The sequence below is a fragment of the Amycolatopsis sp. NPDC101161 genome (assembly GCF_044768185.1).
GTDB lineage: Bacteria > Actinomycetota > Actinomycetes > Mycobacteriales > Pseudonocardiaceae > Amycolatopsis.
The window spans coordinates 896223-921645 of the sequence record NZ_JBIWPI010000001.1 but is presented as its reverse complement, the minus strand read 5'-3'; the positions used below and the strand labels follow the sequence as shown (position 1 = coordinate 921645).

Annotated in this window: 30 protein-coding genes; 10 read left to right on the top strand and 20 right to left on the bottom strand. The window is 72.6% G+C overall.

Annotated features, from left to right (window positions below; genetic code table 11):
* Position 1 precedes the first annotated feature (1 nt).
* Complete coding sequence (locus ACIRSS_RS04620; RefSeq protein WP_400890468.1) at positions 2-787, bottom strand: IclR family transcriptional regulator; 786 nt, start codon at positions 785-787, stop codon at positions 2-4.
* Positions 788-828: 41 nt separating this feature from the next.
* Here ACIRSS_RS04620 and ACIRSS_RS04615 point away from each other — a divergent pair, with 41 nt between their 5' ends.
* The 5 genes from ACIRSS_RS04615 to ACIRSS_RS04595 all read left to right on the top strand — a co-directional run bounded on the left by ACIRSS_RS04615 (position 829) and on the right by ACIRSS_RS04595 (position 4666).
* The gene (locus tag ACIRSS_RS04615; RefSeq protein WP_400890466.1) at positions 829-1620 is read left to right on the top strand and encodes an SDR family oxidoreductase; all 792 of its coding nucleotides are present in this window, start codon (positions 829-831) and stop codon (positions 1618-1620) included.
* 11 nt (positions 1621-1631) lie between these two features.
* A complete protein-coding gene (locus ACIRSS_RS04610) occupies positions 1632-2132 on the top strand; it encodes a cupin domain-containing protein (RefSeq protein ID WP_400890464.1) in 501 nt (166 codons plus the stop codon).
* Positions 2129-3040: an alpha/beta fold hydrolase gene (locus tag ACIRSS_RS04605; protein ID WP_400890462.1), complete on the top strand. Its 912-nt coding sequence runs from the start codon at positions 2129-2131 to the stop codon at positions 3038-3040. The genes ACIRSS_RS04610 and ACIRSS_RS04605 overlap by 4 nt, the downstream gene beginning before the upstream one ends.
* Positions 3040-3969, top strand: a complete 930-nt coding sequence (locus ACIRSS_RS04600; protein WP_400890460.1) for a 2,3-dihydroxyphenylpropionate 1,2-dioxygenase — start codon at positions 3040-3042, stop codon at positions 3967-3969. Before ACIRSS_RS04605 ends, ACIRSS_RS04600 begins: the two co-directional genes overlap by 1 nt.
* Before the next feature lie 277 nt (positions 3970-4246).
* The gene (locus ACIRSS_RS04595; RefSeq protein ID WP_400890458.1) at positions 4247-4666 is read left to right on the top strand and encodes an STAS domain-containing protein; all 420 of its coding nucleotides are present in this window, start codon (positions 4247-4249) and stop codon (positions 4664-4666) included.
* Positions 4667-4709: 43 nt separating this feature from the next.
* On the opposite strand, the gene ACIRSS_RS04590 is transcribed toward ACIRSS_RS04595, so the two are convergent.
* Positions 4710-4859, bottom strand: a complete 150-nt coding sequence (locus tag ACIRSS_RS04590; RefSeq protein WP_400890456.1) for a hypothetical protein — start codon at positions 4857-4859, stop codon at positions 4710-4712.
* Positions 4860-5027: 168 nt separating this feature from the next.
* Between ACIRSS_RS04590 and ACIRSS_RS04585 the strand changes: the two genes are divergently transcribed.
* From ACIRSS_RS04585 to ACIRSS_RS04575, 3 genes are all read left to right on the top strand, one after another.
* Positions 5028-6125 (top strand): ferredoxin reductase, encoded by a 1098-nt coding sequence (locus tag ACIRSS_RS04585; protein WP_400890454.1) that lies wholly within the window; start codon positions 5028-5030, stop codon positions 6123-6125.
* 16 nt (positions 6126-6141) lie between these two features.
* Entirely contained in the window at positions 6142-7407 is a 1266-nt protein-coding gene (locus ACIRSS_RS04580; protein ID WP_400890450.1) for a fatty acid desaturase family protein, read from the top strand.
* Positions 7408-7534: 127 nt separating this feature from the next.
* Complete coding sequence (locus ACIRSS_RS04575) at positions 7535-7690, top strand: hypothetical protein (RefSeq protein ID WP_400890448.1); 156 nt, start codon at positions 7535-7537, stop codon at positions 7688-7690.
* Between the two features lie 62 nt (positions 7691-7752).
* On the opposite strand, the gene ACIRSS_RS04570 is transcribed toward ACIRSS_RS04575, so the two are convergent.
* From ACIRSS_RS04570 to ACIRSS_RS04485, 18 genes are all read right to left on the bottom strand, one after another.
* On the bottom strand, positions 7753-8154 hold the full coding sequence (locus ACIRSS_RS04570; protein WP_400890446.1) for an ATP-binding protein: 402 nt from the start codon (positions 8152-8154) through the stop codon (positions 7753-7755).
* 85 nt (positions 8155-8239) lie between these two features.
* Complete coding sequence (locus ACIRSS_RS04565) at positions 8240-8932, bottom strand: nitroreductase family protein (RefSeq protein WP_400890444.1); 693 nt, start codon at positions 8930-8932, stop codon at positions 8240-8242.
* An 18-nt stretch (positions 8933-8950) separates the two neighbouring features.
* The gene (locus tag ACIRSS_RS04560) at positions 8951-9985 is read right to left on the bottom strand and encodes an alcohol dehydrogenase catalytic domain-containing protein (protein WP_400890442.1); all 1035 of its coding nucleotides are present in this window, start codon (positions 9983-9985) and stop codon (positions 8951-8953) included.
* A complete protein-coding gene (locus ACIRSS_RS04555; RefSeq protein ID WP_400890440.1) occupies positions 9967-11466 on the bottom strand; it encodes a class I adenylate-forming enzyme family protein in 1500 nt (499 codons plus the stop codon). The genes ACIRSS_RS04560 and ACIRSS_RS04555 overlap by 19 nt, the downstream gene beginning before the upstream one ends.
* Positions 11463-11783, bottom strand: coding sequence for an EthD family reductase (locus ACIRSS_RS04550; RefSeq protein ID WP_400890438.1), 321 nt, complete (start codon positions 11781-11783; stop codon positions 11463-11465). The genes ACIRSS_RS04555 and ACIRSS_RS04550 overlap by 4 nt, the downstream gene beginning before the upstream one ends.
* 26 nt (positions 11784-11809) lie before the next feature.
* The gene (locus tag ACIRSS_RS04545; protein WP_400890436.1) at positions 11810-12181 is read right to left on the bottom strand and encodes a hypothetical protein; all 372 of its coding nucleotides are present in this window, start codon (positions 12179-12181) and stop codon (positions 11810-11812) included.
* A complete protein-coding gene (locus tag ACIRSS_RS04540; RefSeq protein WP_400890434.1) occupies positions 12178-12546 on the bottom strand; it encodes a nuclear transport factor 2 family protein in 369 nt (122 codons plus the stop codon). Before ACIRSS_RS04540 ends, ACIRSS_RS04545 begins: the two co-directional genes overlap by 4 nt.
* A gap of 102 nt (positions 12547-12648) precedes the next feature.
* Positions 12649-13290, bottom strand: coding sequence for a TetR family transcriptional regulator (locus ACIRSS_RS04535; protein ID WP_400890432.1), 642 nt, complete (start codon positions 13288-13290; stop codon positions 12649-12651).
* A 58-nt stretch (positions 13291-13348) separates the two neighbouring features.
* Positions 13349-14695, bottom strand: a complete 1347-nt coding sequence (locus ACIRSS_RS04530; protein ID WP_400890430.1) for an FAD-binding protein — start codon at positions 14693-14695, stop codon at positions 13349-13351.
* Positions 14667-15725, bottom strand: coding sequence for an acyl-CoA dehydrogenase family protein (locus ACIRSS_RS04525; protein WP_400890428.1), 1059 nt, complete (start codon positions 15723-15725; stop codon positions 14667-14669). The genes ACIRSS_RS04530 and ACIRSS_RS04525 overlap by 29 nt, the downstream gene beginning before the upstream one ends.
* Positions 15722-17011 carry an acyl-CoA dehydrogenase family protein gene (locus ACIRSS_RS04520; protein WP_400890426.1) on the bottom strand — a complete coding sequence of 430 codons (1290 nt, stop codon included), beginning with the start codon at positions 17009-17011 and terminating at the stop codon, positions 15722-15724. Before ACIRSS_RS04520 ends, ACIRSS_RS04525 begins: the two co-directional genes overlap by 4 nt.
* A gap of 9 nt (positions 17012-17020) precedes the next feature.
* Entirely contained in the window at positions 17021-18166 is a 1146-nt protein-coding gene (locus ACIRSS_RS04515; RefSeq protein ID WP_400890424.1) for a thiolase family protein, read from the bottom strand.
* On the bottom strand, positions 18159-18572 hold the full coding sequence (locus ACIRSS_RS04510) for a Zn-ribbon domain-containing OB-fold protein (protein ID WP_400890422.1): 414 nt from the start codon (positions 18570-18572) through the stop codon (positions 18159-18161). The genes ACIRSS_RS04515 and ACIRSS_RS04510 overlap by 8 nt, the downstream gene beginning before the upstream one ends.
* Entirely contained in the window at positions 18569-19360 is a 792-nt protein-coding gene (locus ACIRSS_RS04505; RefSeq protein ID WP_400890420.1) for an SDR family NAD(P)-dependent oxidoreductase, read from the bottom strand. Before ACIRSS_RS04505 ends, ACIRSS_RS04510 begins: the two co-directional genes overlap by 4 nt.
* Entirely contained in the window at positions 19357-20547 is a 1191-nt protein-coding gene (locus ACIRSS_RS04500) for an acyl-CoA dehydrogenase family protein (RefSeq protein WP_400890419.1), read from the bottom strand. Before ACIRSS_RS04500 ends, ACIRSS_RS04505 begins: the two co-directional genes overlap by 4 nt.
* Entirely contained in the window at positions 20544-21311 is a 768-nt protein-coding gene (locus ACIRSS_RS04495) for an SDR family NAD(P)-dependent oxidoreductase (RefSeq protein WP_400890417.1), read from the bottom strand. Before ACIRSS_RS04495 ends, ACIRSS_RS04500 begins: the two co-directional genes overlap by 4 nt.
* The gene (locus ACIRSS_RS04490; protein ID WP_400890415.1) at positions 21308-22300 is read right to left on the bottom strand and encodes a phosphotransferase family protein; all 993 of its coding nucleotides are present in this window, start codon (positions 22298-22300) and stop codon (positions 21308-21310) included. Before ACIRSS_RS04490 ends, ACIRSS_RS04495 begins: the two co-directional genes overlap by 4 nt.
* A 22-nt stretch (positions 22301-22322) precedes the next feature.
* Positions 22323-23111: an enoyl-CoA hydratase/isomerase family protein gene (locus ACIRSS_RS04485; RefSeq protein WP_400890413.1), complete on the bottom strand. Its 789-nt coding sequence runs from the start codon at positions 23109-23111 to the stop codon at positions 22323-22325.
* Between the two features lie 200 nt (positions 23112-23311).
* Here ACIRSS_RS04485 and ACIRSS_RS04480 point away from each other — a divergent pair, with 200 nt between their 5' ends.
* Together ACIRSS_RS04480 and ACIRSS_RS04475 are read left to right on the top strand one after the other, a co-directional pair.
* Complete coding sequence (locus tag ACIRSS_RS04480) at positions 23312-24649, top strand: MFS transporter (RefSeq protein WP_400890411.1); 1338 nt, start codon at positions 23312-23314, stop codon at positions 24647-24649.
* Positions 24646-25404: an SDR family NAD(P)-dependent oxidoreductase gene (locus tag ACIRSS_RS04475; protein ID WP_400890409.1), complete on the top strand. Its 759-nt coding sequence runs from the start codon at positions 24646-24648 to the stop codon at positions 25402-25404. Before ACIRSS_RS04480 ends, ACIRSS_RS04475 begins: the two co-directional genes overlap by 4 nt.
* Positions 25405-25423 lie beyond the last annotated feature (19 nt).

The window sequence follows — 25423 nt, the reverse complement described above, 5'->3', positions numbered from 1 at the left end:
GTCACTGGGACCGCGGTACCGCCCACCGCCGCGCGGAGTAGGCGCGGCTGGCCGCGGCGGCCGCCATCCGCACCGCCGGCGCGATCCGGTCCGGCTGCACGGCGGCGCTCGGCCCGGTGACCGACAGGGCGGCCGTGACGTTGCCGGTGAAGTCGAAGATCGGCGCCGCAACGCAGCTGATGCCGGGGTTGCCCTCTTCGCGGTCGTAGGCCCAGCCACGCTCCTGGACGACGGCGAGCTCGCGGGCCAGCGCGTCCGCGGTGGTGATCGTGCGCGGGGTCCGCCGGGCCAGGCCGGCCGCGACGACGGCGTCGACCGTCTCCGCGTCCGCCCACGCGAGGATCGCCCGGCCGAGGCCCGAGCAGTGCGCCGGGATGAAGCCGCCGACCTGGTCGAGCATCGGCAGCGCGCGGTGCCCGCTGATCTTCTCGACGACCAGGATCCGCGTGCCCTCGAGCACGCCGAGCTGCACGGTCGTCTTGGCCGCCGCGTAGAGGTCCTGCAGGTAGGGCAGCACGGCTTCGCGCAGCTCGTGGCGCACCGGCACCAGGCCGGACAGCTCGAACAGGCGGGTGCCGATCCGGTACTTCTCCCCCGGCTTGTCCAGCCAGCCGAGCTCGATCATCCGGGCCGCGGTGCGGTGCACGGTCGAGCGCGGCAGACCGGAGCGTTCGACGAGCCGGGCGAGGGTGAGCTCGCGGTGGGTCGCGTCGAACGCGTCCAGCAGCGCGGCGGCCCGTTCGAGCGCGCCTGCTTTGTCGTTCCAGTCCCGGGCAGTGGGACTCATCCTTGGTCGCCGGGGGTCATGCGCCGAATGTAGGACACATCATGGAGACCAACCAGTCCTTCGCGAAGCGGCGCCGCGTCGCGCTCGTCGGCGGTGGCGCCGGCGGCATCGGCTCGGCGTGCGCGGCCGCGCTGCACGCGAGTGGCCACCGCGTGGTCCTCGCCGGGCGCACGGAGTCCACGCTCGCCGAGACCGCGCTCGAGCTCGGCCCCGGCGTCGGCTACGTCGTGTGCGACCTCGCGGACCCGGCCGCGGCGGCGGCCGCCGTGGAGCGCGTGCGCGAGCGGCACGGCACGCTCGACGTCCTGGTCGCCAACGCGGGCGGTCCCGCGCCGGGCCCGGTGTTCGACGTCCCCGCCGAGCAATGGCACCACGACCTCGACCTGCTGGTCCTCGGCCCCCTGGCGCTGCTGCGGGCCGCGCTGCCCGCCATGGCCGAGCGCGGGTTCGGCCGCGTCGTCGTGCTGACCTCGACGGCGGTGCGCCAGCCGCAGCCCGGGCTCGCCGCGTCGACCGTGCTGCGCTCGGCGACGACGTCGGCGGCGAAGCTGGCCGCGCTCGAGTACGCCGACCGGGGTGTCACCGTCAACTGCGTCGCTGTCGGTGCCACGCTCACCGAGCGGCGCCTCGAAGTGGTGCGCAGCCGGGCCGGCGCGGCCGGGATCGACGTCGCGAAGGCGATGGCCGAAGACCTCGCCGCCATCCCCGCCGGGCGAGCGGCGGCACCCCGCGAGGTCGCGGCCGCGGTGGCGTTCCTCGCGTCCCCCGAAGCGGGGTACGTCAACGGGACGGTGCTGACGGTCGACGGCGGCCGCACGGAATGCCCAGCCTGAAAGGTGCGCCCATGACCACGTCCGGACCCGGCTTCGCGATGCCCGACTTCCTCGCGAGCATCGGCCACGCCGTCCGCCCCGGCGGGCAGCGGCCGCTCGTCGTGCACGACGGCGAGCTCGAGGAGATCCCGCCCGGCGCCGTCCCGAACCCGACGTCGCTGCGGATCGCCGGGAAGCTGCCGACCACGACGTTCGAGCTCTTCCGGCAGGTCATCCCGGCCGGCGAAAGCTCGGACATGCAGCGCCACCACCACGAGACCGTCCACTTCGTCCTGTCGGGCGACGGGCACAGCGAGATCGAGGACGAGACCGTGTCGTGGACGACCGGCTCGTTCGTCTACACCCCGCCGTGGACGTGGCACCGGCACTACAACGACTCGGCGTCCCGGCCGGTCGAGTTCCTGACCATCGAAAACTCGCGGCTGCTGGGCCTGTTCGGGCTCGGCCGCCGCCAGAGCGCGGGCCTGGCGAGCATGGCCGAAGCCCGCGCCGGGCACCGGGAGGACCAGTGACGACCACCGGACGCGCCGCGCCGCCGATCCCCGACCACGTCGGGATCTGGGGCGAGCTGGGCGAGCTCGAACACACCCTGCGCTACGTCGACGTGCCGCTGGACGGGCAGCCGGTGCGGACGCGGGTGCTGCGGGCGGGGACCGGACCGGACCTGGTCCTGCTGCACGGCACCGGCGGGCACCTCGAGGCCTACGCCCGCGACCTGGCCGGCCTGGCGCGCGACTTCCGCGTCACGGCCTACGACATGGTCGGCCACGGCTGGTCGGACCTGCCGGACCGGCCGTACACGATCGACGTCCTCTCGGCCCACCTGGTGTCCCTTTTGGACGTTCTCGGCATCGAACGGACGCACCTGTCCGGGGAATCGCTCGGCGGCTGGGTGGTCGCCTGGACCGCCGCCCACCACCCGGACCGCGTCGAACGGCTCGTGCTGAACACCCCCGGGAACATCGCGAACAAGCCCGAGGTGATGGCGCGGATGCGGGACAGCACGATGGCGGCGGTGCTCGACCCCAGCGACGAGACGGTCCGCCGCCGCGTCGAATTCCTGTTCCACCACAAGGAGATGGTCACCGACGAGCTGGTGAACCTGCGCCGCCGGGTGTACTCCCGGCCCGGCTTCGTCCAGGCGATCACGAACACGCTGGTCCTGCAGGATCCCGCGGTGCGCAAGGACTTTGCCTGGGACCCGGCGTGGGTGTCGCGCGTGACGGCGCCGACGTTGCTGCTGTGGACCAGCCACGACCCGACCGGCGGGCTCGACGAGGCCGAGCTGCTGCTGGGCTGGCTGCCGGACGCGCGTCTGCACGTCATCGACGACGCCGGCCACTGGCCGCAGTGGGAGAAGGCCGGCGAGTTCCTCGACGTCCACCGCACGTGGCTGCTGACCGGGAAGGACCCGTCCTGATGGCCGAGATCGCGGGGTTCGCCGGGATGTCTCACAGTCCTTTCGCGACACTGCTGCCGCCGCCGGCCGCGGGTGGGCCGGGTGCGAAGTTCCTCGCGGACGCGTCGGTGGTGCGCCGCGCGGTGGAGGAGCTGGCCCCGGACGCGATCGTCGTGCTCGGCCCCGACCACTTCCACGGCAACTTCTACGACGTGATGCCGCCGTTCGTCCTCGGCGTCGAGCACGCGGCGGGCTTCGGGGACTTCGGCAGCACGGAAGGTCCGCTGCCGGTGGCGGGTCCGCTGGCGTGGTCTGTCCACAACGGACTGACCGAGTCGGGCTTCGACGTGTCGCTGTCGTATTCGCTGACGGTCGACCACGGGATCGTGCAGACGTACGAGATGCTGACCGGCGGCACGACGCTGCCGATGGTGCCCTTGGTCGTCAACACCGCGGCTCCGCCCTTGCCGTCGCTGCGGCGGTGCGTCGCGCTGGGCCGCGCGCTGGGCACGGCGCTGCGTTCGGCCGCGTTCCCCGGCCGGGTCCTGGTGGCGGCGAGCGGCGGGCTGTCGCATTGGCTGCCGTCCAACGACCCGCGCGAGGTGGCGGGCGAGCGCCGCGAGTCGTTGATCCACGGGAGAGCGGACGTCCGCGCGTTCGCGGCGGCGCGCGAACCACGGGTCCGGGCCATGGGCGGCGACCCGGCCGCCCGGGTGAACACGGAGTGGGACCGCTGGTTCTTGGACCGGCTGTCCGCTGACGACGCCGAGTCGGTGGCAAAGCTGGGCCACGAGGCGCTGGAGGAGGCGGCGGGCAGCGGGGGCCACGAGGTGCGTTGCTGGCTGATCGGCCAGGTGGCGGCGGGGAAGCCGTTGGTGTGGACGAGCTACGAGCCGGTGCCGGAGTGGATCACGGGCATGGGCATCGGGACGACCTTCCCGGTTGGCTGAGCAGGCCGAACAGCTCCACTCGCCCCCGACGGATCGACATCCGGCTGAACAGCCATCTCGCTGAGGTGGAACGCCGGCCACCGCGGGATTCCAGGCCGACCCGGGTTGACGGGCGTGGCCACGAAACTCGGCGCGACATCGTTTCGGTTGCCGACCCCAGCCACCCACGATTCGGTGATCCGCCGGAAAACGCGGCGAACAACTGAGCGAAACCCGGGTCCACCGTTTGCGGACTGTGCTCACGCCACACCCGGTAATAGCGTGGGCGTGGAGCGTGATGACTGTGGATCAATTCCCCCGGCGGGAACGGCTCGAAGTGGCACGCACCCGGGTGTCGCCCGGCGTCGTCGTTCTCGCCCTGGCCGGTGAACTCGACACGGCGACGGCCGCGCGGGTCACCCGCGCCACGGACGAAGTACTGGCCACCGGTGACCGGCCACCGGTCCTGATCGTCGACCTCTCCGCCGTCTCGTTCCTCTCCGTCGCCGGGGTCCGGGCGATCCATTCCGCGCACGACGCCGCCGGGCACCAGCGGTTCCGGGTGGTGACCGGTGAAAATCCGGGCGTGCGCGAATTCCTGCACGCCACCGGCTTCGACGCGGTGCTGAATTGCTACCGCTCCCGGAAAGCCGCACTCACCGCGGGCAGTCTCGCCGAGTTCGTCAACCGGGCGAAAGCCGTCCGGAACGCGGGCTGAGCGTTCCGGACGGACGCACACGCAACGGACGCACCCGTACCGGTCACGCCGGGATCGCGGGCCGCCGGTCCTGCTCGGCCGCCGGTTCGGCGTCGAGCTTCGCGGGCGGGGCGCCGCGGTGGAGGTCCGCTTCGGTCCGCACCTGGGTGCGGTTCGGGTTGGCGACGAGGCGCGGGGTGGAGTTCTCGTTCACGGCGGTCCTTTCGACTGCTTCCAGCCTGGTGACTACCCCGGCACCACCGCCTTGAACAGTGGTCAAGAGCACCTGTGGCGCGCGCCTCATCCTGCGAGTTGAGTGCACGCCTGTACACTCAATGGGCATGTCCACTATCCAAGCCGGCCGCGCCCCGGGTGGTGCGTGATGGCCGAAGTCGGGATGCGTCCCCCGGCGTCGCCGCTGCGGCGCCGGGCCCTGCGCGCGGTGCGCTGGCTCTTCACCCCGCTGCGGGCGGATGACTACCTCGAACTGATCAACCCCCTGTGGTCGACCCGTGAGCTGCGCGGACGCGTCGAACGGGTCGAGCCCGAACGCGGCGGGGCGGCCACCGTGCTGATCCGGCCGGGCTACGACTGGGTCGGGCACCGGCCGGGCCAGTACGTGCGCCTCGGCGTGGTCATCGACGGCGTCCACCACTGGCGGGCGTACTCGCTGACGTCCAGCCCGGACCGCGCCGACGGGCTGATCTCGATCACGCCGAAGAAGGTCGACGGCGGGGTCGTCTCGCCCTACCTCGTCAACCGGGCCCGGCCCGGCGAGCTCGTCCGGCTCGGCGAGGTCGAAGGGTCGTTCACCCTGCCGGAGCGGCTCGACCGCGGCCTGCTGTTCGTCACGGCCGGCAGCGGCATCACGCCGGTCATGAGCATGCTGCGGCACCTGGCGCCGGGTCCGGGACTGCGCGACGTCGTGCACGTCCACTCGGCGCGGGAGGCGGACGGCGTCATCTTCGGCGAAGAGCTGGCCGCGCTCGAAAAGCAGCACGAAGGCTTCCGGCTCGAGCTGCGCATCACCGGCCGGGACGGCCGGTTCACCCCCGCCGACCTGGCCACCCTGTGCCCGGACTGGCCGGAGCGGGACACCTACGCCTGCGGCCCCGGCGAGCTCCTCGACGCCCTGCGGGCGCACTGGAAGCAACACGGCGACGTCGACCGGCTCCACCACGAACGGTTCCAGCCGATCGTCGGCGGCGAAGGCGCCGAAGGAGCCGGCGGGACGGTGCACTTCGCCCACCGCAACGTCGACGCGGACTGCCCGCCCGGCACCCCCATCCTCGTCGCCGGCGAGGAAGCGGGCGTCGACATGCCGTTCGGCTGCCGGGTGGGGGTCTGCCACACGTGCGTGCTGCCGATCCGGGAGGGCCGGATCCGCGACCTGCGCACGAACGTCGTCAGCCGGAAGCAGAACGAGATCGTGCGCACCTGCGTGCACGGCGCCGAAGGCCGGGTCACGGTCGACCTCTGAACGGAGAAAGGAACCCATGTCCCCCACAACGCACCCGTTCGCCCACCTGAGCGCGGACCAGCTCGACGAGCTCGCCCGCGAGTTCGACGCCATCCACGACGAGGTGCGCGCCGACCTGGGCGAGCGCGATCGCCGGTACATCAAGGGCGTCATCCGGCTGCACCGCCAGATCGCGGTGGCCGGCCGGGCCCTGCTGCTCGGCTCCCGGTCCAAAGCGGCCTGGACGGCGGGCACCGGCTGCCTGGCGCTCGCCAAAATCCTGGAAAACATGGAGATCGGGCACAACGTCCTGCACGGCCAGTGGGACTGGATGAACGACCCCGCCATCCATTCGTCCACTTGGGACTGGGACACCGCCTCGACGGCCGCGGCGTGGAAGCACTCGCACAACTACATCCACCACACCTACACCAACATCCGCGGCAAGGACAAAGATCTCGGCTACGAGATCATGCGCATCGACCCGCACCAGAAGTGGCACCCCGCGTACCTGGCGCAGCCGCTGTACAACCTGCTCCTGATGGCCTTCTTCGAGTGGGGCGTCGCGGTGCACGACCTGGACGTCGAAGCCATCCGCGCCGGCGAGAAGCCGATGAAGGACGTGTGGCACGACCTCAAGGGCATCTCCGGCAAGGCCCGCGACCAGATCCTCAAGGACTACGTCGGCTGGCCGCTGGTGAGCGCGCTCGCCGCGACCGCCGTGGGCCGGCTCGTCAAACCCGAACCCCGCTCGCGGCGCCGGGTCCTGGCCGACCGCGCCCGCGGCCGCGGGTTCAAGGGCGCGGTGCGGGCCCAGCTCGCGGCCGTCCGGAAGGAGGGCGGCGGCACGTTCGCGGCGACGTTCTGGGCGGACTTCACCGCGAACATCATCCGCAACCTGTGGGCGCACTCGATCATCTTCTGCGGCCACTTCCCCGACCAGACCTACACGTTCAGCCAGGAGGAGGTCCGCGACGAAACCCGCGGCGGCTGGTACGTCCGGCAGCTCGTCGGCGCCGCGAACATCACCGGCTCCCCGCTGTTCCACCTGCTCAGCGGCAACCTCGGCTACCAGGTCGAGCACCACCTGTTCCCGGACATGCCCAGCAGCCGCTACGCCGAGATCGCGCCGCGGGTCCGGGACATCTGCCGGCGCTACGGCTTGCCGTACAACACCGGCCCGCTGTCCCGCCAGCTCGGCACGGTGCACCGCACGATCCTGCGGCTGGCGTTCCCGGGCGGGAAGCCGCGCCCGAAGCCCGGCCCCTACCAGGGCGACGAGGAGCTGGGACGCGCCGCCTGAGCGCCGGCCGGTTTCTCATGCGGGTGGGAACGCGTGTTTGGCCGGAGGTCGTCGTGGGCATCCCGGGGCCGAGTCGAGCCGGCACCGACCCCGGGTGCCGGCCTCTCGGAAAAGGAGCAACCCCACCGTGATCATCCTCGGCGTCATCCTGATCATCCTCGGTTTCGTGATCGGCATCCCCGTGCTGTACACGATCGGCATCGTGCTCGCGATCGCGGGCGTCGTGCTGGCCATCCTGGGCGGAACCGGGCGCAAGATCGGCGGTCGCGCGCACTGGTTCTGAGCCACCGCGGCAACAACAGCGGCCGGCCCGTCACCCGACGGGCCGGCCGCTGTGCGCGGTGGTCAATGACCGGCGCCGAGGACGATTTCCGCCCAGACGGTCTTCCCGGTGCTGCGCTGCCACTGCCCCCAGGACAAGCTAACGCCGGCGACCGCGCGCAATCCCCCGCCGCCACCGGCCCGGCGCACGCACGCGGTGTCCAGGCAGCCGTCGTCGACTTCGACGCACAGCCACCCGGGCCGGCGCAGTAACCGGACCTGCCGCGGGGGTTCGCCGTGGCGCAAGGCGTTGGTGACCAGCTCTTCGACGACCCACACGACGACGCGCCGCCGTTCGTCCGGCAGGTCCGCGAGGAGGCGGTCGGCCCAGGCGCGCACGGCGGCCACCTCCCCGAGATCGTCGGCCACCTCCAGCGCGACGACCCGGAGCTGCTCATCCGGAGGGGTGAGTTGGTGCGTCGTCATCGGCGGTCGCCTTTCGTCGTGGTCCACGGCGGGCGGTTCCGCCCGAGGGGGTATTACCCCGCGGACCCGTCGCGAACACGCGGCGTCAAGACGCGGCGATACCGCTCACCGGCGGTGCGGCGGGTTTCGTGGCGTCCCAGCCGTCCCAGTGGATGACCTGCTCCGCCTCCGGGCGCCGGGCGGGGCCGAACTTCTCCCCGCGCGTGAACGCCAGCGGCGTCAGGCACACCTGCTGCACGCTCTCGTAGGGAATGCCCAGCACCTCGGCGACGTCCTTCTCCCGCGCCAGGTGCATCGTCGTCCAGCAGGTGCCGAGGCCGCGCGCCCGCGCCGCGAGCATGAAGCTCCACGTCGCCGGGAGCACGCCGCCGAGCATCGACGCGCTCGTGAACGCCGGGCTGCCGTCCAGGCGGACGCCGTCGAGGCAGGCGATCACGATCGTGCCGACCTCGTGCAGGGCTCGTTCCAGGGCGTCGGCCGATCCCGCCGTGCGACGCTGGACTTCGGCGGCTTCCTCGCCCGCGACCTCGACCCGGCCGATGTAGCCGGCCGAAGCGCGGTAGGAGCTGAGGTAGATGTCGGAGTAGATGTCCGCGACCGCCGCCCGCCGGGCCGGGTCCCGCACCACCACGAACCTCGTGCGCGGCAGGTTGGACCCGGCCGGCGCCTGCAGGGCGAGGGTGACGCACTCGCGGATGAGGCTTTCGGGCACCTCGCGATCGGGGTCGAGCCGCTTGCGCACGGCACGGGTCGTGGACAGCACTTCGTCGGCGTCCATGGGGTGACCACTCTCCTGTCAACGGACGGGGGTGAGCACGGCGCGGCCGACGATCTCGCCGGCCCGCAGCCGGTCGAACACCTCGGGCGCGGCCGCCAGGCCGAACTCTTCGGTACGCACCGGCAGCAGCCCCTCGCGAGCGAGCGCGACCACCTCGGCCAGCTCGTCGCGCGATCCCCAGAACGGCAGCCGCACCCGGCTGCCGGCCGGCAGCGAACCGGGCTTCGTCACGGGCACGACTCCGCCGCCGCTGCCGACGATCACCAGGTCCCCGCCCTTGCGCAGCAAGGACGGCGCGAGGTCCGCGGTGCTCTGCGCGGCGGCGAAGTCGAACACGACGTCCGCGCCGCGGCCGCCGGTCGCGGCGCGGACCTCCCCGGCGCCGGAGCCGAGGGTCGCGGTGCGGTCGGCGCCCAGCGTCCGGGCCAGTTCGAGGGCCGGCTCCCGGATGTCGACGGCCACCACGGTCGCCCGCGTCCGGGCCCGCAGGATGCTCACGGCGACGTGGCCGAGGCCGCCGACGCCGATCACGACGGCCACCGCGTCCTCGCCGGCCAAGCGCGACAGCGACCCGGCGACGGCGTGGTACGACGTCAACCCCGCGTCCGCCAGGACGGCGGCGTGCGCGGGCTCCAGGCCCGCGCTCGGCACCAGCCGGGCGGCGTCGACGACGACGGCGTCCGCCATGCCGCCGTCCAAGCCCAGCCCGAAGCCCGTGGCCCCGCTCTCGTGGCCGTCGTCGCAGTAGTTCGTTTCCCCGCGGGCGCACCGGTCGCACCGCCCGCAGCCGACCGGCGCGTGCACCACGACCTCGTCCCCGGGCGCGAACTCGGGCACGCCGGGGCCGACCGCGGCCACGCGTCCGCAGATCTCGTGGCCGAAGGTGAACGGGAGGGGGTAGCCGAGTGCCTCCACGCGCTCGAGGACCGCCAGATCGGACCGGCACACGCCGGCCGCGAGCACGTCGAGCCGCACCTGCCCGGGGCCCGGCACGGGGGTGGCGACCTCGTCGAGCCGCGCGGTTCCCGGGCCGGTCAGCCGGAACGCCCGCATACCCGGTCCTCCTCACCGCGCAGGCGATCCGCGATCGCCGCCGCTTCGCGCCGCGCGAGCTTGCCGACGCGGTTCTGCGGTAGCGCGTCGACGCGGAAGACGTACTCCGGCCACTTGCCCTTCGTCAGGCCCTCGCGGTGGAGGTGGTCCTGCAGCGCGGGAACGTCCAGGTCTTCGCGCGCGGTCACCAGGAGCGCCGCGACGCGCTCGCCCAGCACCTCGTCGGCGACCGGCACCACGCACACCTGGTCGACCTCCGGGTGCCGCGCGATCGCGCTTTCGACCTCGGTGATGTCGATGTTGCGCCCGCCGCGGATGATGATGTCCTTCTCGCGGCCCTTCACGATCACCGAGCCGTCGGGCCGCAGCTCCATCAGGTCGCCGGTGGCCAGGAACCCGTCGTCGGTCAGCCGCGGACGCTCGACCGTCCCCTGGCGCGCGTACCCCAGGAACAGCGAGGGACCGCGGACCTGGGCGTGCCCCGCGACTCCCGCGGCCAGCGGGGCGCCGGTCTCGTCGACGACGCGGAGATCCGTGCCGGGGAACGGCTTTCCGTCGGTTCCGAGCCGCTGCTCCGCCGGGTCCGAAGGCGCCGGTGTGGTGTGCCCCAGGCACTCGGACATGCCGAACACCCGCAGGAACCGCGTGCCCAGCCGGCGTTCGGCCCGGCCGAGCGCGCCGGCGTCCATCGGGCCGCCGCCGACCGTCATCGCGGTCATCGCCGCGAGCGCGCCGTCGACGCCGTCCGCCGCGCCCATCTGCAGCGCCATGGTGGGGACGCACATGGTCCACCGGGCGTCGTGCCCGGCCATCAGCCGGACCGCGGCGCCCGGTTCCCACTTCTCCAGCAGGAGCATCGGGCCGCCGAGCAGGAGCGGCAGGTACAGGCCGAAGCAGACCGCCGCGGCCGACGACAGCGGCACCAGCGCGCCGACCGCGTCACCGGGCCGGAGCCCCACCGCGTCGATCGTGCAGCGGCTCGCGTAGCGGAGCGCGGCCTCGCTCTGCACCACGCCCTTGGCGCGGCCGGTCGAGCCGGACGTCAACCCGATGACCACGCCGCCCGCCCACCGGTCCGGCGCGCCCCGCTCGCCGACGGCGAGGCGCCAGCCGTCGAGGACCGGGCCGCCGGCCGGTTCGGTGTCCCAAGTGGACAGTGCCGCGGCGGACGCGACGACGACGTCCGGGGCGATGTCCTCACGCGCGGCGGCGAACTCTTCGCGCGTGCTGTGCCGGTTGATCAGCGCGAGCGTGCCGCCGAGCCGGCCGGCCGCCAGCGCGCCGACGACCGTGCGCCAGGTGTTGTCGGCCTGGATGAGCAGCGTGACGCCGGGTCCGGCCACTTCGGCCAGTACCTTCGCGAAGTCGTCCGCCGCCCCCAGGAGGGTGGCGAGCGTGTGCGGCCCGTCGGCGTCGATCGCCACCACCGCGTCGGGTGCGGTGCGCGCCCGCGCGTCGAGTTCCGCGACCAGTTCCCTCATCGCGGGAACATCTCGCGCTCGTCGCCGAGCAAGGCGATGCGCTTGCCCCGCATGGCGCCGACGTGGCGCACCGCGGCGTCCCACTCGGGGCTGGCGAGCGCGGCCCGGGCCGCGGCTTCGTCGTCGAAGGTGAGCACGGACAGGCCGTCCCAGCCTTCCGAGCGGGGCTCGAGCGCGCTCGACACGGCGGTGTGCCGCCAGGCGCGCAGGCCGGGCAGCGGGTAGGTCATTTCGGCGTGCTCGCCGCGCCACCACTCGATGAACCGCTCGTGGGTCCACTCGGGTGGGCGAGCGGCGAGCAGGACAAGGTTGAACATCGCAGCCTCCGTCGGGTGCGCCTGCCTCAGGCCGCGCCGATCTCCAGTTCCGGGGACCGGCCGATCATCAGCGAGACGACGTTGCCGTCTTCGTCGAGCCTCGCGGCCGCGACGAAGGTGGATTCGAACTCTTCGCCGCGGCGGGTCTGGCCCAGGACCAGCTCGTCCCGGCCGCGCGCCGAGCCGGTCAGGACGTGGTGGGTGAGCACGCCCTTCTCCCGCTGGGCCAGGTATCCCTCCATGGCCGCGCGGCCGCCCGCGAAGTCGGTCGCCGCGCCGCCCCCGGTGCCGAAGACGATCGAAAACCGGAAGTCCGGGGCGATCATGTCGAGGATGCCTTCGGGCCGGGCCGAGTCGATCGCGGCGAACCAGCGCTCCAGCGTCGGGGCGTCACTCATGCGGGACCACCTTCCGGCAGGGGGAAAATGCTGAACTCCGGGTGGAAGAAGACCTGGTAGCGCGCCACGCGCCCGGCCGGCGAGATCTCGGCGGCCGCGGAGAACGAGCCGGTCCCCCGGCCGTCGCCTTCGGTGATGAGGCCGTAGACCATCTCCAGCTCGCCGTCGACCCCGCGCCGGCGGACGTTGTGCCGGCGTCCCACGTCGGGCCGGGCGGTGATGTAGGCCGTCAGGTCGGCCAGGCCGGTCCCGCGGACCTCGTTGCCCGGCAACGCGATCAGGAACTCGACCCGCGGTTCCACCAGCTCGAGCGCGCTCAGCGGCTCAGGACCGTCCAGCCGCGCGTAATAGTCCTCGATGATCACTGCACCGGCCTCCTTGGCGGGGCATCGAACTGACCTGAAGTCAGTTCTGTTATTCCGACTCTAAACAGCCTTGAACTGGAGAGCAAGGACTTCCGGCCGCGCTCAGGCGGCCGGATCGGCCTCGGCGACCATCCGCACGCAGCACCCTTCGATGAACCCGGCGATGGCGTCGAGCTCGAGGGTCCCGCCCGGCCGGTACCAGCGCCACACCCCGACGATCATCCCCAGGATGCTGCGCGCCATGAGCAGCGGATCGCGGTCCGGGAACTCGCCGGTGGCGATGCCGCGCTCGAGCAGCTCCGCCCAGTTGTGTTCGATCTTCACGACGAGGGCGCGGCACGCCAGCCGTTCGTCTTCTTCGCGCTTCGACGCCCGTTCGTTGGCCAGCAAAGCGATGTTGGCCTGCAGGATCCGGTTCTGCTGCACCTCCGACGGCGGGATCGCGCAGGCGGCGGCCACCGCCGCGCGCAGCGCCGCCAACGCGGTGGGCGTGCCCTCGGTCGCTTCGCGGAACGCCCGGTCGGAGTTGCGCAGCCCGAGCCGCATGATCGTGAGCAGGCAGTGCGCCTTGGACTCGAAGTAGTGGTAGAGCGCCGTGTGCCCGATCCCGACCCGGTCGGCGATCTCGGCCCACTTGGTGGCCTCGTAGCCCACCTCGCCGAAGCACTCGACGGCGACCGCCAGGATGGCCGGCCGCTTGGAGCGCGGACCGTCCTCGGCTTCGGTCAAGGACTCAATGCTCACGATGGCTCTCCCTGGTGCGGCGACCGACCCCACTTTAGCCCGACCTCCTGAACCGGATTCAGGTCATTCGCCGGGCGGTGTGTTCCGCCGCCGCGATCCCGAAGACGACCGCGGGCGCGAGACCACCGGCGTAGGCGCGCACGTAGAGGCCGCCGATGTCGGAGCCCGCCGCGTACAAACCGGCCACCGGGGCCCCGCCGGCGCCCAGCACCCGGCCGGACGCGTCCACCTCGATCCCGGCGAAGGGGAACGTGATGGCGGGGGTGACCTCGATGACGTAGTACGGCGGCTCGTCGAGCGGCCGCGGGTCGAACCGCCGGCCGGGACCCTCGGGGACGTCACCGGCGGCGATCCGCGTCAGCTCTCCGGCAACGACGTCCCCCGCGTAGCCCCACTCGGGTGGCATCTCCGCGAAGTCGCCGGCGGACTCGGCGACGACGCACCGCCCGCCGCGCCGGCGGGCCAGCGCGAACTTGTCCGTGGCCGGGCCGCCCTCGACGTAGGCGCCGACGCCCCATTCGCGGTACCCGCGGGCGTCGGTGACCAGCAGGCCCCGGGCTTCCGGCTGGTCGAGCAGGGCCATCGTGGTCAGGTGGTCCCCCACGGTCTCGTCGACGAAGCGCTCGCCCTTCAGGTTGAAGAGCACGGCGTGTTCGCTGTAGTAGAGGGCCAGTTCCACGAAGAGGTCCGGGTCGAGCCGGACGCCGGCCGGGACCAGGTGCCCGTAGAAGCCCCCGCCGCGGTTGACGACCCGCCCGCCGGCTTCCCGGGCGAGCCGGAGCCCGTCGCCCCGGCTCGACGGGTTGGACCTCAGCTCGATCCGCTCGGCCTCGGGGTGGACCAGCTCCGCGCGCAGCCCGGGATCGGCCTGGAACCCGCCGGTGGCCAGCACGGTCGCGGCCGCGCGCACCTCCCGGTGCGTGCCGTCGGCGAGCGTCACGTCCGCGCCGGTGACCTCGCCGTCCGGCCCGGTCAGCAGCCGGTCGGTCCGCGCGCCGGTCACGATCTCGCCGGCGGCCGCGACCCGGCGGCGGCCGGCGTCGACGAACGACGCCGTGTCGAACTGGTGCCCAGTGCCGTGGCGCAGCACGGTGACGGGTGGTCCGTAGGGCACCCCGAGGTCGTCGAGCAGGGCCAGCGCGGCCGGGAAGCCGTCGACGACCGCGGCGGTCAGCGCCGGGTCGCCGTCCGGGTTCAGCGCGTGCATCGCCTCGGCCGTCACCCCCGTCCACAGGTAACCCGCGTGCAGCGCCGACCCGCCGAGCTGGGGCGCGCGCTCGACCAGCAGCACCCGCGACCCGAGCGCGACCGCCCGCGCGGCCGCGCTGAGACCGGCCATGCCGCCGCCGAGCACGAGCAGGTCGACGACGTCCGCGTCAGACCCCGATGGCGTCGAGGAGGGCATCTCCGTGACTCCCTTCGAAGAGGACCGCGCTGCTCAGCGCGCGCCGGACGTGCAGGTGGGCCGAATGCTCCCAGGTGAAGCCGATCCCGCCGTGCACCTGGACGTTCTCGTCGGCGACCCAGCGGTACGCCTGCCCGCACACGAGCGCCGCCGTCGCGGCCGCCCGGGCCGCCTCCGGCGTTCCTTCGGCGAGCTCGGCGGCCGCCCACAGGGACGCCGAGCGAGCCGCTTCGACCTGGACGGCCATGTCGGCGCACCGGTGCTTGACCGCCTGGAACGTGGCGATGGGCCGGCCGAACTGCAGCCGGGTGGCCGCGTAGCCCACCGCGGCCTCCATCGCCGCGGCGGCCCCGCCGGTCTGTTCACAAGCCAAGGCGGCCGACGCCCGGAGCAACACCCGTTCGAGGATTGGCGCGGCCGGGCCCAGCAGGACCGCCGGCGCGCTGTCGAAGGCCAGGGTCGCCAGCTGCCGGTTCGGATCGATGGCCCGCGACGGACGACGGCTGACTTCCGGGAGCGCGGCCTCGACCGCGAACATCGAGGGGCCATCGGCGGTTTCCGCCGTGACGAACACCAGGTCCGCCGTCGCGCCCTCCAGCACGAGGATCTTCTCCCCCGAGACGAACCAGTCCCCGCGCGCGTCCGCGACCGCGCGGGTCTGGCTGTGCTCGCGGTAGGCGAGGGTGGCGGTCGTCGTGCCGTCGAGCAAGGACGGGAGCAGATCCGTGCCCGGGGCGTGCAACAGGACGCCGACGCCGAGCACCGCCGTGGTGAACCACGGCAGCCGGGCCAGGGACCGGCCCAGCTCCTCCGCGACCACCGCGACCTCGCGGAACCCCGCGCCCGCCCCGCCGTGCTCCTCCGGGACGTCCAGCCCCACCAGGCCGAGCTCGCCGGCCAGCCGCCGCCAGGTCGCGGGGTCCCAGCCGTGCTCGGGGTCGCGCGTGGGTTCGACGTGCTTCAGCAGGAACTCCCGCACGACCGTCCGCAGTTCTTCGGCGTCGGCGTCCGGGGTGAGGCGCGGGCTCATGCGTGCTCCTCGAGAACGTCGGCGAAGCGGCGACGGGCTTCGGCCTGCCGGTTCGGCAGCGTGTACGGCGGGAACAAGCCGTCGTCGGGCTCCGTGCCGCGCAACAGCGCCTGGGCGAGGTTGACCTTGTGCACCTCGGTGGCGCCGTCGGCCAGTCCCATGTGGAAGGACTCCATGACCCACTTGCCGAACGGCAGCTCCTTCGAGATCCCGAGCGACCCGTGGATCTGGATCGCCCGCCCGGCGATGTCCGCCAGCACCTTCGGCATCGCGGCCTTCACCGCGGAGATGTCGGCGCGCACCTTCTTGTAGTCGTCGAACCGGTCGATCCGCCACGCGGTGCGCAGCACCAGCAGCCGGAACTGCTCCAGCTGGATCCACGAGTCGGCGATCATCTCCTGGACCAGCTGCTTGTCGGCGAGCCGGCCACCCCTCGAGGTCCGGGAGACCGCCCGGCGCTTCATCATGTCGAAGGCGGCCTGCACGAGCCCGACGGTGCGCATGGCGTGGTGGATCCGGCCACCGCCCAGCCGGGTCTGGGCGACCGCGAACGCCTCGCCCCGGCCGCCGAGCAGGTTCTCGGCGGGGATCCGCACGTCGGTGTAGCGCAGGTACTGGTGGGTGCCGACCGGCTCCTCGTGGCCCCACACGGAGACGTCGCGGACGCGCTCGATCCCCGGCGCGCCGGCCGGGACGACGAACATCGACATCGACTTGTGCGGCGGCGCCTCGGGTTCGGTCACCGCCATGACGATGAGGAACTCGGCGAACAAGGCGTGGCTGGAGAACCACTTCTCGCCGTTGATCACCCAGCTGTCGCCGTCGAGGCGCGCGGTCGTGCGGAAACCGGTCGGGTCGGAGCCACCGTGCGGCTCGGTCATGGAGAAGCACGACACGATCTCGCCGTCGACGAGCGGTTTCAGGTACGTCGCCTTCAGGTGCTCGCTGCCGTAGTGCGCCAGGATCTCGGCGTTGCCCGAATCGGGGGCCTGACAGCCGAACACCACCGGGCCGGAGTGGGTCCGGCCGAGCTTTTCGTTCAGCAGGGCCAGCCGCAGCTGCCCGAACCCCTTGCCGCCGAGCTCCGGGCCGAGGTGCGCCGCCCACAGGTTCCGATCGCGCACGCGCTGCTGCAACGGCTTGATGAGCGCGTTGCGCACCGGGTCGCGCGGGTTCCAGGCGTGCTCGACGACCTGGTCGACCGGTTCGACCTCCGTCCGGACGAAGTCCTCGACCCAGTCCAGTTCCGCCTGGACCTCGGGATCGGTTTCGAATCCCCAGCTCATGGGCCGCTCCTAACGCTTCAGCACCGTGCAGGCGGAGATGCCCGGTGCGCCGTAGACGTGGGTGAACCCGACCCGCGGGTCACCCGGGACCTGGTGCCCGCCCGCGTCGCCGCGCAGCTGGAGCACGTTCTCGAAGACCTGCCGCAGCCCGGACGCCCCGATGGGCTCGCCGTTGGCGATGCAGCCGCCGTCGGTGTTGACCGGCAGCGCGCCGCCGATCCCGGTGGCCCCGGCCCGGACCAGGCTCTCCTGTTCGCCGTCTTCGCAGAGCCCGGTTTCCGCGAGGTGCATCAGTTCGGCCCCCGCCTCGGTGTCCTGGATCTGCGCGATGTCCACTTCGGACGGTCCGATGCCCGCCCGCTCGAAGACCGCCGCCGAGGCTTCGACGGTGGGCGACTGAGCGCGCTCGGAGGCGATCCAGGGGGCGAAGACTTCGAACGAGCCGTAGCGCCGGCTGCGGAACTCGGCTGCGGCCAGGAACACCGGGCGGTCGGTGAAGGTGCGGGCTTTCTCCGCCCGGCACAGCACCAGCGCCACCGCGCCTTCCCCGGGTGAGCAGTACATGTACTGCGTCAGCGGGTGCGAGATCATCGGCGCGGCGGCGATCTCGGCCGCGCTCAGCTCCTTGCGCCGCCACGCCATCGGGTTGCGGGCGCCGTTGCGAAAGGACTTCTCGGCGATCAGCGCCAGCACGGCCGGGTCGATGCCGTGGTCGTGCAGGTAGCGCCGGATCTTCATGCCGAAGAACTGGGTCGTCACCATCAGGCCGGTTTCGCCGTACCAGGACCCGATCCCGTGTTCGGCCGGGTCGGTGTCGAACGCGCCCCGCGGGTGCTTGTCGAACCCGATCACGATGCCGACGTCGTGCTGCCCGGACCGGATGGCGGCCTCGGCGGCGATCAGCGCGCTGCCGCCGGTCGCGCACCCGTTGGCGACGTTGATGAACGGCAGCCCCGTCAGACCCAGCTCGGACACCAGGGTGTCCGCGTCCCCCGCGGAGTGGGAACCGCCGAAGCCGAACTGCATGTCGGAGAACTTCAGGCCCGCGTCACGCAGGGCCTCGCGCGCGGCGTGCACGGCCTGGGCCCGGCCGGACACGCCGTCCGTGCGGCCGAAGCGGTGCATGCCGATCCCGACGACGGCGACCTCAGACATGGTCGGCCGCCACGAAACCGAAGGTGTAGACGGGACGCCCGTCGGCGTCGTCGCGGAAGGGCACGAACATCAGCTCCATCTCCGTTCCGATCGTGAGCTCGGCGGGGTCGGCCGCGGCCAGCCGGGCCTCGACGATCAGCTGGCCGGGCAGGGCGACGTAACCGACGCCGTAGGGCTCGTACGCCTCGGATCCCGTGTACGGCGGTTTCGGGCGGAACCCCTGGACGGTCCACGACCAGAGCGTCCCGCGCCGCGCGAGGGCGACGTCGGCCATTTCCGAACCGGTGCACCGGGGACAGCCGTCCTGCCGGGGAAAGGTGTGGGCTCCGCAGTCCCGGCACCGGCTCCCCCGCAGCGCGGGGCCCTCGGGGGTCTCGATCAGGAGCGTGTCGTCGACGAAGTTCACGGCGCCGCCAGCCTTCCGCCGTCGACCGCGAGCAATGCGCCGGTGGTGTAGCTCGCGTGGGGCCCGCACAGGTACAGGGCCGCGCCGACGATCTCTTCGGGCCGCCCGACCCGGCCGGACGGCCAGGCCTTGGCCAGCTCGTCGACGGCGGCCATGTCCCAGGCCTTGCTGATGTCGGTGAGGAAGGGACCGGCGACGATGGTGTTGACCCGGACGGACGGGCCGTATTCCTGGGCGAACCCGGCCGTCAGCGTGTTGAGCGCGGACTTCGCGGCGGCGTAGACGAGGTCGTGGGCCGTCGGGCGGCCGGTGGCCATCGAGGAGATGTTCAGCATCACCCCGCCGCCGCGTCCGGCCATGCGGGCGCCGGCGAGGGCCAGCAAGCGGAACGGCCCCTTGAAGTTGACCGCGACGACCTTGTCGAACAGGGTTTCGCGGACTTCGGCCAGGCTCGGGTAGAGCGGCGCCATCCCGGCGTTGTTGACCAGGACGTCGACCGGGCCGAGCGCCTCCTCGACCTCGTCCAGCAGCCCCTCGAGCCGGTTCCAGTCGCCGACGTGCGCGGCGTGCGCGGTGATCTTCCGCCCGGTCGCCTCGGTGAGTTCTTCGGCGAGCGCGACGCAGTTGTCCCGTTTGCGGGACACCACGGCGACATCGGCGCCGGCCGCTGCGAAGGCGATGGCGATTTCCCGGCCGAGGCCGCGTGATCCGCCGGTGACCAGGGCGGTGCGGCCTTCGAGCGGCTGACCGCCCGTCCGCACCCTGGCGACGGCTTCCGTCGTGTTCACTTCGGGATGTCCTTCCAGGCGACGCCGCGATCGGCGCGCGGTTCCGGGGGGAGGCCGAGCAGGCGCTCGGCGATGATCGTGCGCTGCACTTCGTCCGAGCCGCCGGCGATGCGGTAGCCGGGTGCGCCGAGCACGTGCTCGGTCCAGCGGTAGCTGCCGTCGCCGAAGTCGGCGACGAGCCGCGGCCCCAGGACCGCCGCGGCGGCTTCGGAGACCAGCTTGAGCCGCTGCGCCCACGCCAGTTTGCGCAGGGAGCCGAGGGGCCCGGGTTCCCGGCCGGCCAGCCGCGACTCGCGGTCGCGCTGGGCGGACACGACGGCCACCTTTTCCGCCGCCCACACCTCGGCCAGCAGCCGGCGGACCTCCGGGTTGTTGACCCGGCCGAGCCGGCGGGCGTCGTCCAGCAGTTCGGCGAACCCGCCGCCGAGGTCCGCGTTGGCCCCGGAGTGGCCGCGCTCGAACCCCAGGGTCGCGAGCGTCACGGCCCAGCCGCCGCCGACGTCGCCGAGGCGCAGGGTGTCGGGGATCCGCACCTCGTCGAGGAAGACTTCGCAGAACGACGAACCACCCGACATCTGCCGCAACGGCCGCACGTCGACGCCCGGTGAGTCCATCGGCAGCAGGAAAGCCGTGAGCCCGCGGTGTTTCGGCACCTCGGGGTCGGTCCGGGTGATCAGCTCGCCCCACCCGGCGAACTGGGCGCCCGAGCTCCAGACCTTCTGCCCGGTCACGACCCACTCGTCGCCGTCGCGCACCGCGCGCGTGCCCAGGCCGGCGAGGTCGGACCCGGCGGACGGCTCGGAGAACAGCTGACAGGCCAAGGCATCGCCGCGCAACAGCGGCCGGACCAGAAGCTCTTTCTGTTCCGCGGTACCGAACATCTGCACGGTGGGGGCGATCAGCGCCGTGCTCACCGAGGTCAGCTCGTGCTGCCCCGGCGTCTCGAACTCCCGTTCCACTTCGGCGAACGCTTCTTCGTACAGCGGGGGGAGCCCGGCTCCCCCGTAGCCGGCGTCGAACTTCGTGCGCTGCCAGGCTTGGATGCGCTCGATGAGAGCGCGTTCCTCGTCGTGGGGAAGGTCGTGGAACACCGCCACCGAGCGTCGAGGCGCACCGTCGCGCCGGGGCAGCCGTTCGGCCAGCCAGGCGCGGGCGTCCTCGGTGAACTCGTCCAGCTCTTCGGTCATCGCGCGGTCCACCCTCCGTCGACGGCCAGCACTTGGCCGGTGCAGTACGTCGAGGCCGCCGAAGCCAGGAACAGCAAGGCGCCGTCGAGTTCGGCCGGCTCGCCCGGGCGGCGCACCATGGTGTTCCGCTCGATCCAGCGCAGGGACGCCTCGTCGTCGAACATCGCGTCGTTCATCTCCGTGCGGAACCACCCGGGTGCCAGGGCGTTGGCCCGGACTCCGTCGCGGCCCCAGTGCCCGGCGAGCTGCCTGGTCAAGCCGATGAGCCCGGCTTTCCCGGCCGCGTAGCTCGCTCCGCCGCGCGGTGCCGTCGAGACGACGCCGACGATCGAGCTCACGTTGACGATCGAGACCGGCTGCCCGGCCGCGGCCGCGGCGACGAGCTGGGCGAGGTGGAACGGGCCGACCAGGTTCGTGCCGAGCACGTCGGCGAACGCCTCGGGAGTTTCTTCGTGCGGGCGCGCTTTGCTGCCGGTGCCCGCGTTGTTGACCAGGATGTCGACGCGGCCGTCCCGCGCCACGACCCGCTCGACCATCGCCGCGCGGTCCGTGGCCAGCGAGACGTCGCACGGAACCGGTTGCACGCCGGGCACTTCGGCGGCGAGCCGGTCGAGCCGCTCCTTGCGGCGCGCGGACGCCCACACCGTCGCCCCCGCCGCGGCGAGCACGCGGGCGAACCGTTCGCCCAGCCCGGAAGACGCGCCCGTCACGATCGCGACGCGGCCCGTCAGGTCGAAGAGCTCGCCCGGAGTCGGGACCTTCATCGCCGCTCCCCCGCCAGCAGCCCGCGGGCGTCCGAAATCATCTTGGCGATCGTCGGCGGCAGCTGTTCCTGCACCGGGTCGTGGTGCGCTCCGCTGCGGTGCCGCACGAGGTTGTGGCCCATGATCGCCGCCATCTTCATCCGGCTCAGGGCTGCGAACCACGCCGCGTCGCGATCGTCGCCCGCCTTCCCGTACGCCTGGAGCAGCAGTTCCTCGGCCGGGAGACCGTCGACCGCTTGCCCGGCGCCAGGGAACAGCGTCCCGTCGGTGAACACCCCGAACCAGCCGAGGTCGACCCGCGGGTCGCCGATGCTCCAGATCTCCCAGTCGATGAGCGCGGTGGGTTCGAGCCCGTCGAACAGCACGTTGCCGAGGCGGAAGTCCCCGTGCACGAGGACGGGCTCGACCGCGCCGGGGACGTCGGCGACGAGCTCGGTGATCAGCTCCGCGCCCTGCGGCCGGAGGTCCTCCGGCACGGCGTGCATGGTGCGTGCCCACTTCTCGATCTCCGCTTCGAGCGTGGTCGCCTCGGGGACCGGACGGCCGCCCGCGGCCGCCGAACGCTCGATCTTCTCGACCGGAATCGAGTGGAGTGCGCCCAGCACCTCGGCGGCCGTGAGCATCCGCGCGTGGGCCAGCTCCGGATCGAGCGCCCGGCCCGGCTCGAGCACCGGCTCGACGGCTTCCCCGGCGGCGAGGTCCATCGCGAACCACGCCGGTTCCTCCGCGTCCACGGCCCGCACGGCGGGGACGGGCACGCCCGTCCCCGCCACCGCGTCGAGGATCGCGGCCTGCCGCAGCACGTCGTCGCGCCCGGCGGCCTTCCGCCCCGGGGGCACCGCCTTGACGACGTACCCGGATTCCGGGCCCCGGATGGCGTAGGTCAGCCCCGAGCGGCCGCCTTCCAGCACCGTCAACGGCTCGGCGGACGCGAGGCCGAGCGCGGTGCGCACGCGGGCGCCGAGCTCCGGGTCGGCGTCCGTCTCCACGGTGGATGTCCTCATCTCGGCGTCAGCGACCGGTCCACTTGGGTTCGCGCTTCTCGAGGAAGGCGGCGACCCCCTCGGCGGCGTCGTCGGAGTTCAGCGTGACCCCGACCGCGAGGTGCTCGAGGACCATGAGGGACGCGATGTCGGCGTCCAGGCCGCGGTCGATCGCCATCTTGGTCAGCTTGAGCTGGAACGGGCTCTTGTCGGTGAGGTGGCTGATGAACTCGTCGACCGTCGCGTCCAGCTCCGCGGCCGGCGCGCTCGCGTTGACCAGGTCGAACTCGTCCGCTTCCTTGCCGGACAGGAGCTTCCCGGTGAGCATGAGCTCCTTCGTCTTCCGGATGCCGAGCATGCGCGGGAGCCGGTAGATCGGCCCGGCGCCGCCGAAGAGCGCGCGGCGGATGTGGAAGTCGCCGATCTTCGCGGCCTCGTCGGCGATCGCGAAGTCGCACGAGATCATGACTTCGAAACCGCCGGCGGTGACGTACCCCTCGAGCACCGCCACGGACGGCTTCGACATGTTGTAGAGCCGGTCGCAGACCTTCGCCGAGACGACCGCGACGTCCATCGCGGTGCTCGTGCCGATGAAGTCGGCCTGCAGGCTGTCGAGGTCGAACCCCGAGGAGAAGGTGTTTTCGCGCCCGCGCACGACCACGACGCGCAGCTCCGCGTCGGCTTCGATCTCGGTGATGATCTCGTCGAGCCGGTGCAGCATCGGCACCGTGATGCAGTTGCGCTTGTGCGGCCGGTTGAACCAGATCCGCGCGATGTGCCCGTCCCGCTCGAACTGGATGTCGTCCTCGACTGCCATGGATCCTCCCAAACTGAACTGACTTCAACTCAGCTTGCACGCCGTCCGCAGCGTCGTCAAGACCGTTCCTGCTGAAACCCGTAGCGATCAGTCCACGCAGAGTCGCGTACTTGAACTGACCTCAGTTCAGATCTAGGGTGAGCCCGTCGCGGCGGCTGACCCCCGCGGCAGCCGATCCGCGCAAGCGCAAAGGAGCGCAGATGCCGACACCGTCGCTTCCCGACCAGGATCGAGTCGCCCGCAGAGCGGGTATCGCCGCCGCGGTCGGAACCGCCATCGAGTACTACGACTTCGCGATCTACGGCTACCTGGCCGTCGTGCTGGCCCCGCTGTTCTTCCCCGGCCAGCACGGGCTGCTCGGCGTGCTCAGCACGCTCGGCGTCGTCTCCAGCGGCTTCCTCGCCCGGCCGATCGGCGGGCTGATCTTCGGGCGGCTCGGGGACCGCCGCGGGCGCAAGACCGTCCTCATGGCGACGGTGACCCTCATGGGCATCGCCACCACGCTCACCGGCCTGCTGCCGACCTACAGCACCGCCGGGATCGCCGCCCCGATCCTGCTGACCGCGCTCCGCATCCTGCAAGGACTTTCCGCCGGCGGCGAGATCGGCGGCGCCGCGTCACTGTCGACGGAGTCGGCGCCGACGCGCAGCCGGGGCCTGTTCGGCTCCGCGACCGCGATCGGCATCTCCCTCGGCCTCGCCGCGGCCGCCGCCTCGGTGGGCACGCTCAGCGCCGTGACCAGCACGCAGCAGCTGAGCAGCTGGGGCTGGCGCATCCCCTTCCTGGTCGCCGCGCCGCTGCTGGTCCTCGCCGTCCTCTACCGCATGCGCGTCGAGGACTCCCCGCTGTTCCTCCGCATGGTGCGGGAACAGGCCCCGCCGAAGGCGCCGGTCACCGAGGTGCTGCGCCGGCACAAGGCGGGCCTCCTGCGCGTGGTCGGCATCGCGTACTCGACGCAGACCACCGGCGGCATCGCCTCGGTCTACCTCCTCGTCCACCTCTCCGCGGTCCTGCACTACCCGCTGACCGGCGCGCTGTGGCTGATCGTCCTCATCGTCCTGATGCCGCTCGCGCTGATCCCGTGGTCGGGCTCGCTCAGCGACCGCTTCGGCCGGCGGCGCATCCTCGCCGGGGCCATGACGGGTTTCGTGGTGCTGGCCGTGCCGTGCTTCTGGCTCATGCAACAGGGTTCGCTCGCGCTGGCCATCGTCGCCGCGCTCGTGCTGAACGTGCCCTTCAGCGTCCAGCAAGGCGTCATCTACGCCCAGTACGCCGAGCTCTTCCCGACGCGGGTCCGCTACACGGGCGTGTCCCTCGGCTTCAACATCGGTGGCGTGGTGGGCACCGGGATCGTCTCGGTCGTGACGACCTGGCTCGTCTCCACGACCGGGATCACCCTCGCCCCGGCGTTCTACATCATCTTCGCCGCGGTCGTGGGCCTGATCGTGGTCGCGACCATGCGGGAGACGGCGTCCGCCAAGCTCTCGGGCCGTGAAGACGAAGACACCGTCACGGAAAGGTCGACGTCGCGATCATGACCCGCACCCCGAACGGCCGGCTCGCCGGTCGCCGCCTGGTGGTGACCGGCGGCGCCGGCGGGATCGGCCTGGCCACCGCGCGCCGGCTCCTCGCCGACGGCGCGACCGTCACCGTGCTCGACCGGACCACCCTCGACGCGGTTCCCGAGCCGTTCAGCGTGGCGTGTGACGTCGCCTCGCCGGAGTCGGTGGCCGCGGCCATCGAGGACGCCGGGTCGCGGATGGGCGGCATCGACGGGATCGTCACGTGCGCCGGCGTGACCCATGGGTCCTCAGTGGAGGAAACGCCGTTCTCCGCGTGGGAGCGCCTGGTCGGCGTGAACCTCACCGGCACCTTCCTCTGCCTCCGGCAGGCGATCCCCCGCTTGCTCGAGAACGCCGAAAGCGCGATCGTCACGATCGGCTCGGTGGGCGCGCTCGTGGCGGCCGGGAGGTCGGCGGCCTACGACGCGACCAAGGGCGGCGTCCTGGCGCTCACCCGCAGCATCGCGGTCGAGTACGCCGACCGCGGGCTGCGCGCGAACTGCGTCTGCCCCGGGCTCGTCGCGACGGGCCTGGCGGCGAACAGCGTCGCGGACGCCGCGGGCCTGCGGGCGGACGTCCGCCCGACCGTCGCGGGCCGGGTGCGGCCGCCGGCCGAGCGGGCGGCCGACCCGGCGGAGATCGCCGCCGTCATCGCGTTCGCGCTGTCGGCGGACGCTTCGTTCGTCAACGGCGCCTGCCTCGCCGCCGACGGCGGCTACACCGCCGTCTGACCGCACGACCAAGGAGACC

What these genes read in the sequence shown, in the direction of transcription:
- ACIRSS_RS04620 (WP_400890468.1), bottom strand. Translation starts at nt 787, where the DNA reads ATGAGTCCCACTGCCCGGGACTGGAACGACAAAGCAGGCGCGCTCGAA.
- ACIRSS_RS04615 (WP_400890466.1), top strand. Translation starts at nt 829, where the DNA reads ATGGAGACCAACCAGTCCTTCGCGAAGCGGCGCCGCGTCGCGCTCGTC.
- ACIRSS_RS04610 (WP_400890464.1), top strand. Translation starts at nt 1,632, where the DNA reads ATGACCACGTCCGGACCCGGCTTCGCGATGCCCGACTTCCTCGCGAGC.
- ACIRSS_RS04600 (WP_400890460.1), top strand. Translation starts at nt 3,040, where the DNA reads ATGGCCGAGATCGCGGGGTTCGCCGGGATGTCTCACAGTCCTTTCGCG.
- ACIRSS_RS04595 (WP_400890458.1), top strand. Translation starts at nt 4,247, where the DNA reads ATGACTGTGGATCAATTCCCCCGGCGGGAACGGCTCGAAGTGGCACGC.
- ACIRSS_RS04585 (WP_400890454.1), top strand. Translation starts at nt 5,028, where the DNA reads ATGGCCGAAGTCGGGATGCGTCCCCCGGCGTCGCCGCTGCGGCGCCGG.
- ACIRSS_RS04580 (WP_400890450.1), top strand. Translation starts at nt 6,142, where the DNA reads ATGTCCCCCACAACGCACCCGTTCGCCCACCTGAGCGCGGACCAGCTC.
- ACIRSS_RS04570 (WP_400890446.1), bottom strand. Translation starts at nt 8,154, where the DNA reads ATGACGACGCACCAACTCACCCCTCCGGATGAGCAGCTCCGGGTCGTC.
- ACIRSS_RS04565 (WP_400890444.1), bottom strand. Translation starts at nt 8,932, where the DNA reads ATGGACGCCGACGAAGTGCTGTCCACGACCCGTGCCGTGCGCAAGCGG.
- ACIRSS_RS04560 (WP_400890442.1), bottom strand. Translation starts at nt 9,985, where the DNA reads ATGCGGGCGTTCCGGCTGACCGGCCCGGGAACCGCGCGGCTCGACGAG.
- ACIRSS_RS04555 (WP_400890440.1), bottom strand. Translation starts at nt 11,466, where the DNA reads ATGAGGGAACTGGTCGCGGAACTCGACGCGCGGGCGCGCACCGCACCC.
- ACIRSS_RS04550 (WP_400890438.1), bottom strand. Translation starts at nt 11,783, where the DNA reads ATGTTCAACCTTGTCCTGCTCGCCGCTCGCCCACCCGAGTGGACCCAC.
- ACIRSS_RS04545 (WP_400890436.1), bottom strand. Translation starts at nt 12,181, where the DNA reads ATGAGTGACGCCCCGACGCTGGAGCGCTGGTTCGCCGCGATCGACTCG.
- ACIRSS_RS04530 (WP_400890430.1), bottom strand. Translation starts at nt 14,695, where the DNA reads ATGCCCTCCTCGACGCCATCGGGGTCTGACGCGGACGTCGTCGACCTG.
- ACIRSS_RS04525 (WP_400890428.1), bottom strand. Translation starts at nt 15,725, where the DNA reads ATGAGCCCGCGCCTCACCCCGGACGCCGACGCCGAAGAACTGCGGACG.
- ACIRSS_RS04520 (WP_400890426.1), bottom strand. Translation starts at nt 17,011, where the DNA reads ATGAGCTGGGGATTCGAAACCGATCCCGAGGTCCAGGCGGAACTGGAC.
- ACIRSS_RS04515 (WP_400890424.1), bottom strand. Translation starts at nt 18,166, where the DNA reads ATGTCTGAGGTCGCCGTCGTCGGGATCGGCATGCACCGCTTCGGCCGC.
- ACIRSS_RS04500 (WP_400890419.1), bottom strand. Translation starts at nt 20,547, where the DNA reads ATGACCGAAGAGCTGGACGAGTTCACCGAGGACGCCCGCGCCTGGCTG.
- ACIRSS_RS04495 (WP_400890417.1), bottom strand. Translation starts at nt 21,311, where the DNA reads ATGAAGGTCCCGACTCCGGGCGAGCTCTTCGACCTGACGGGCCGCGTC.
- ACIRSS_RS04485 (WP_400890413.1), bottom strand. Translation starts at nt 23,111, where the DNA reads ATGGCAGTCGAGGACGACATCCAGTTCGAGCGGGACGGGCACATCGCG.
- ACIRSS_RS04480 (WP_400890411.1), top strand. Translation starts at nt 23,312, where the DNA reads ATGCCGACACCGTCGCTTCCCGACCAGGATCGAGTCGCCCGCAGAGCG.
- ACIRSS_RS04475 (WP_400890409.1), top strand. Translation starts at nt 24,646, where the DNA reads ATGACCCGCACCCCGAACGGCCGGCTCGCCGGTCGCCGCCTGGTGGTG.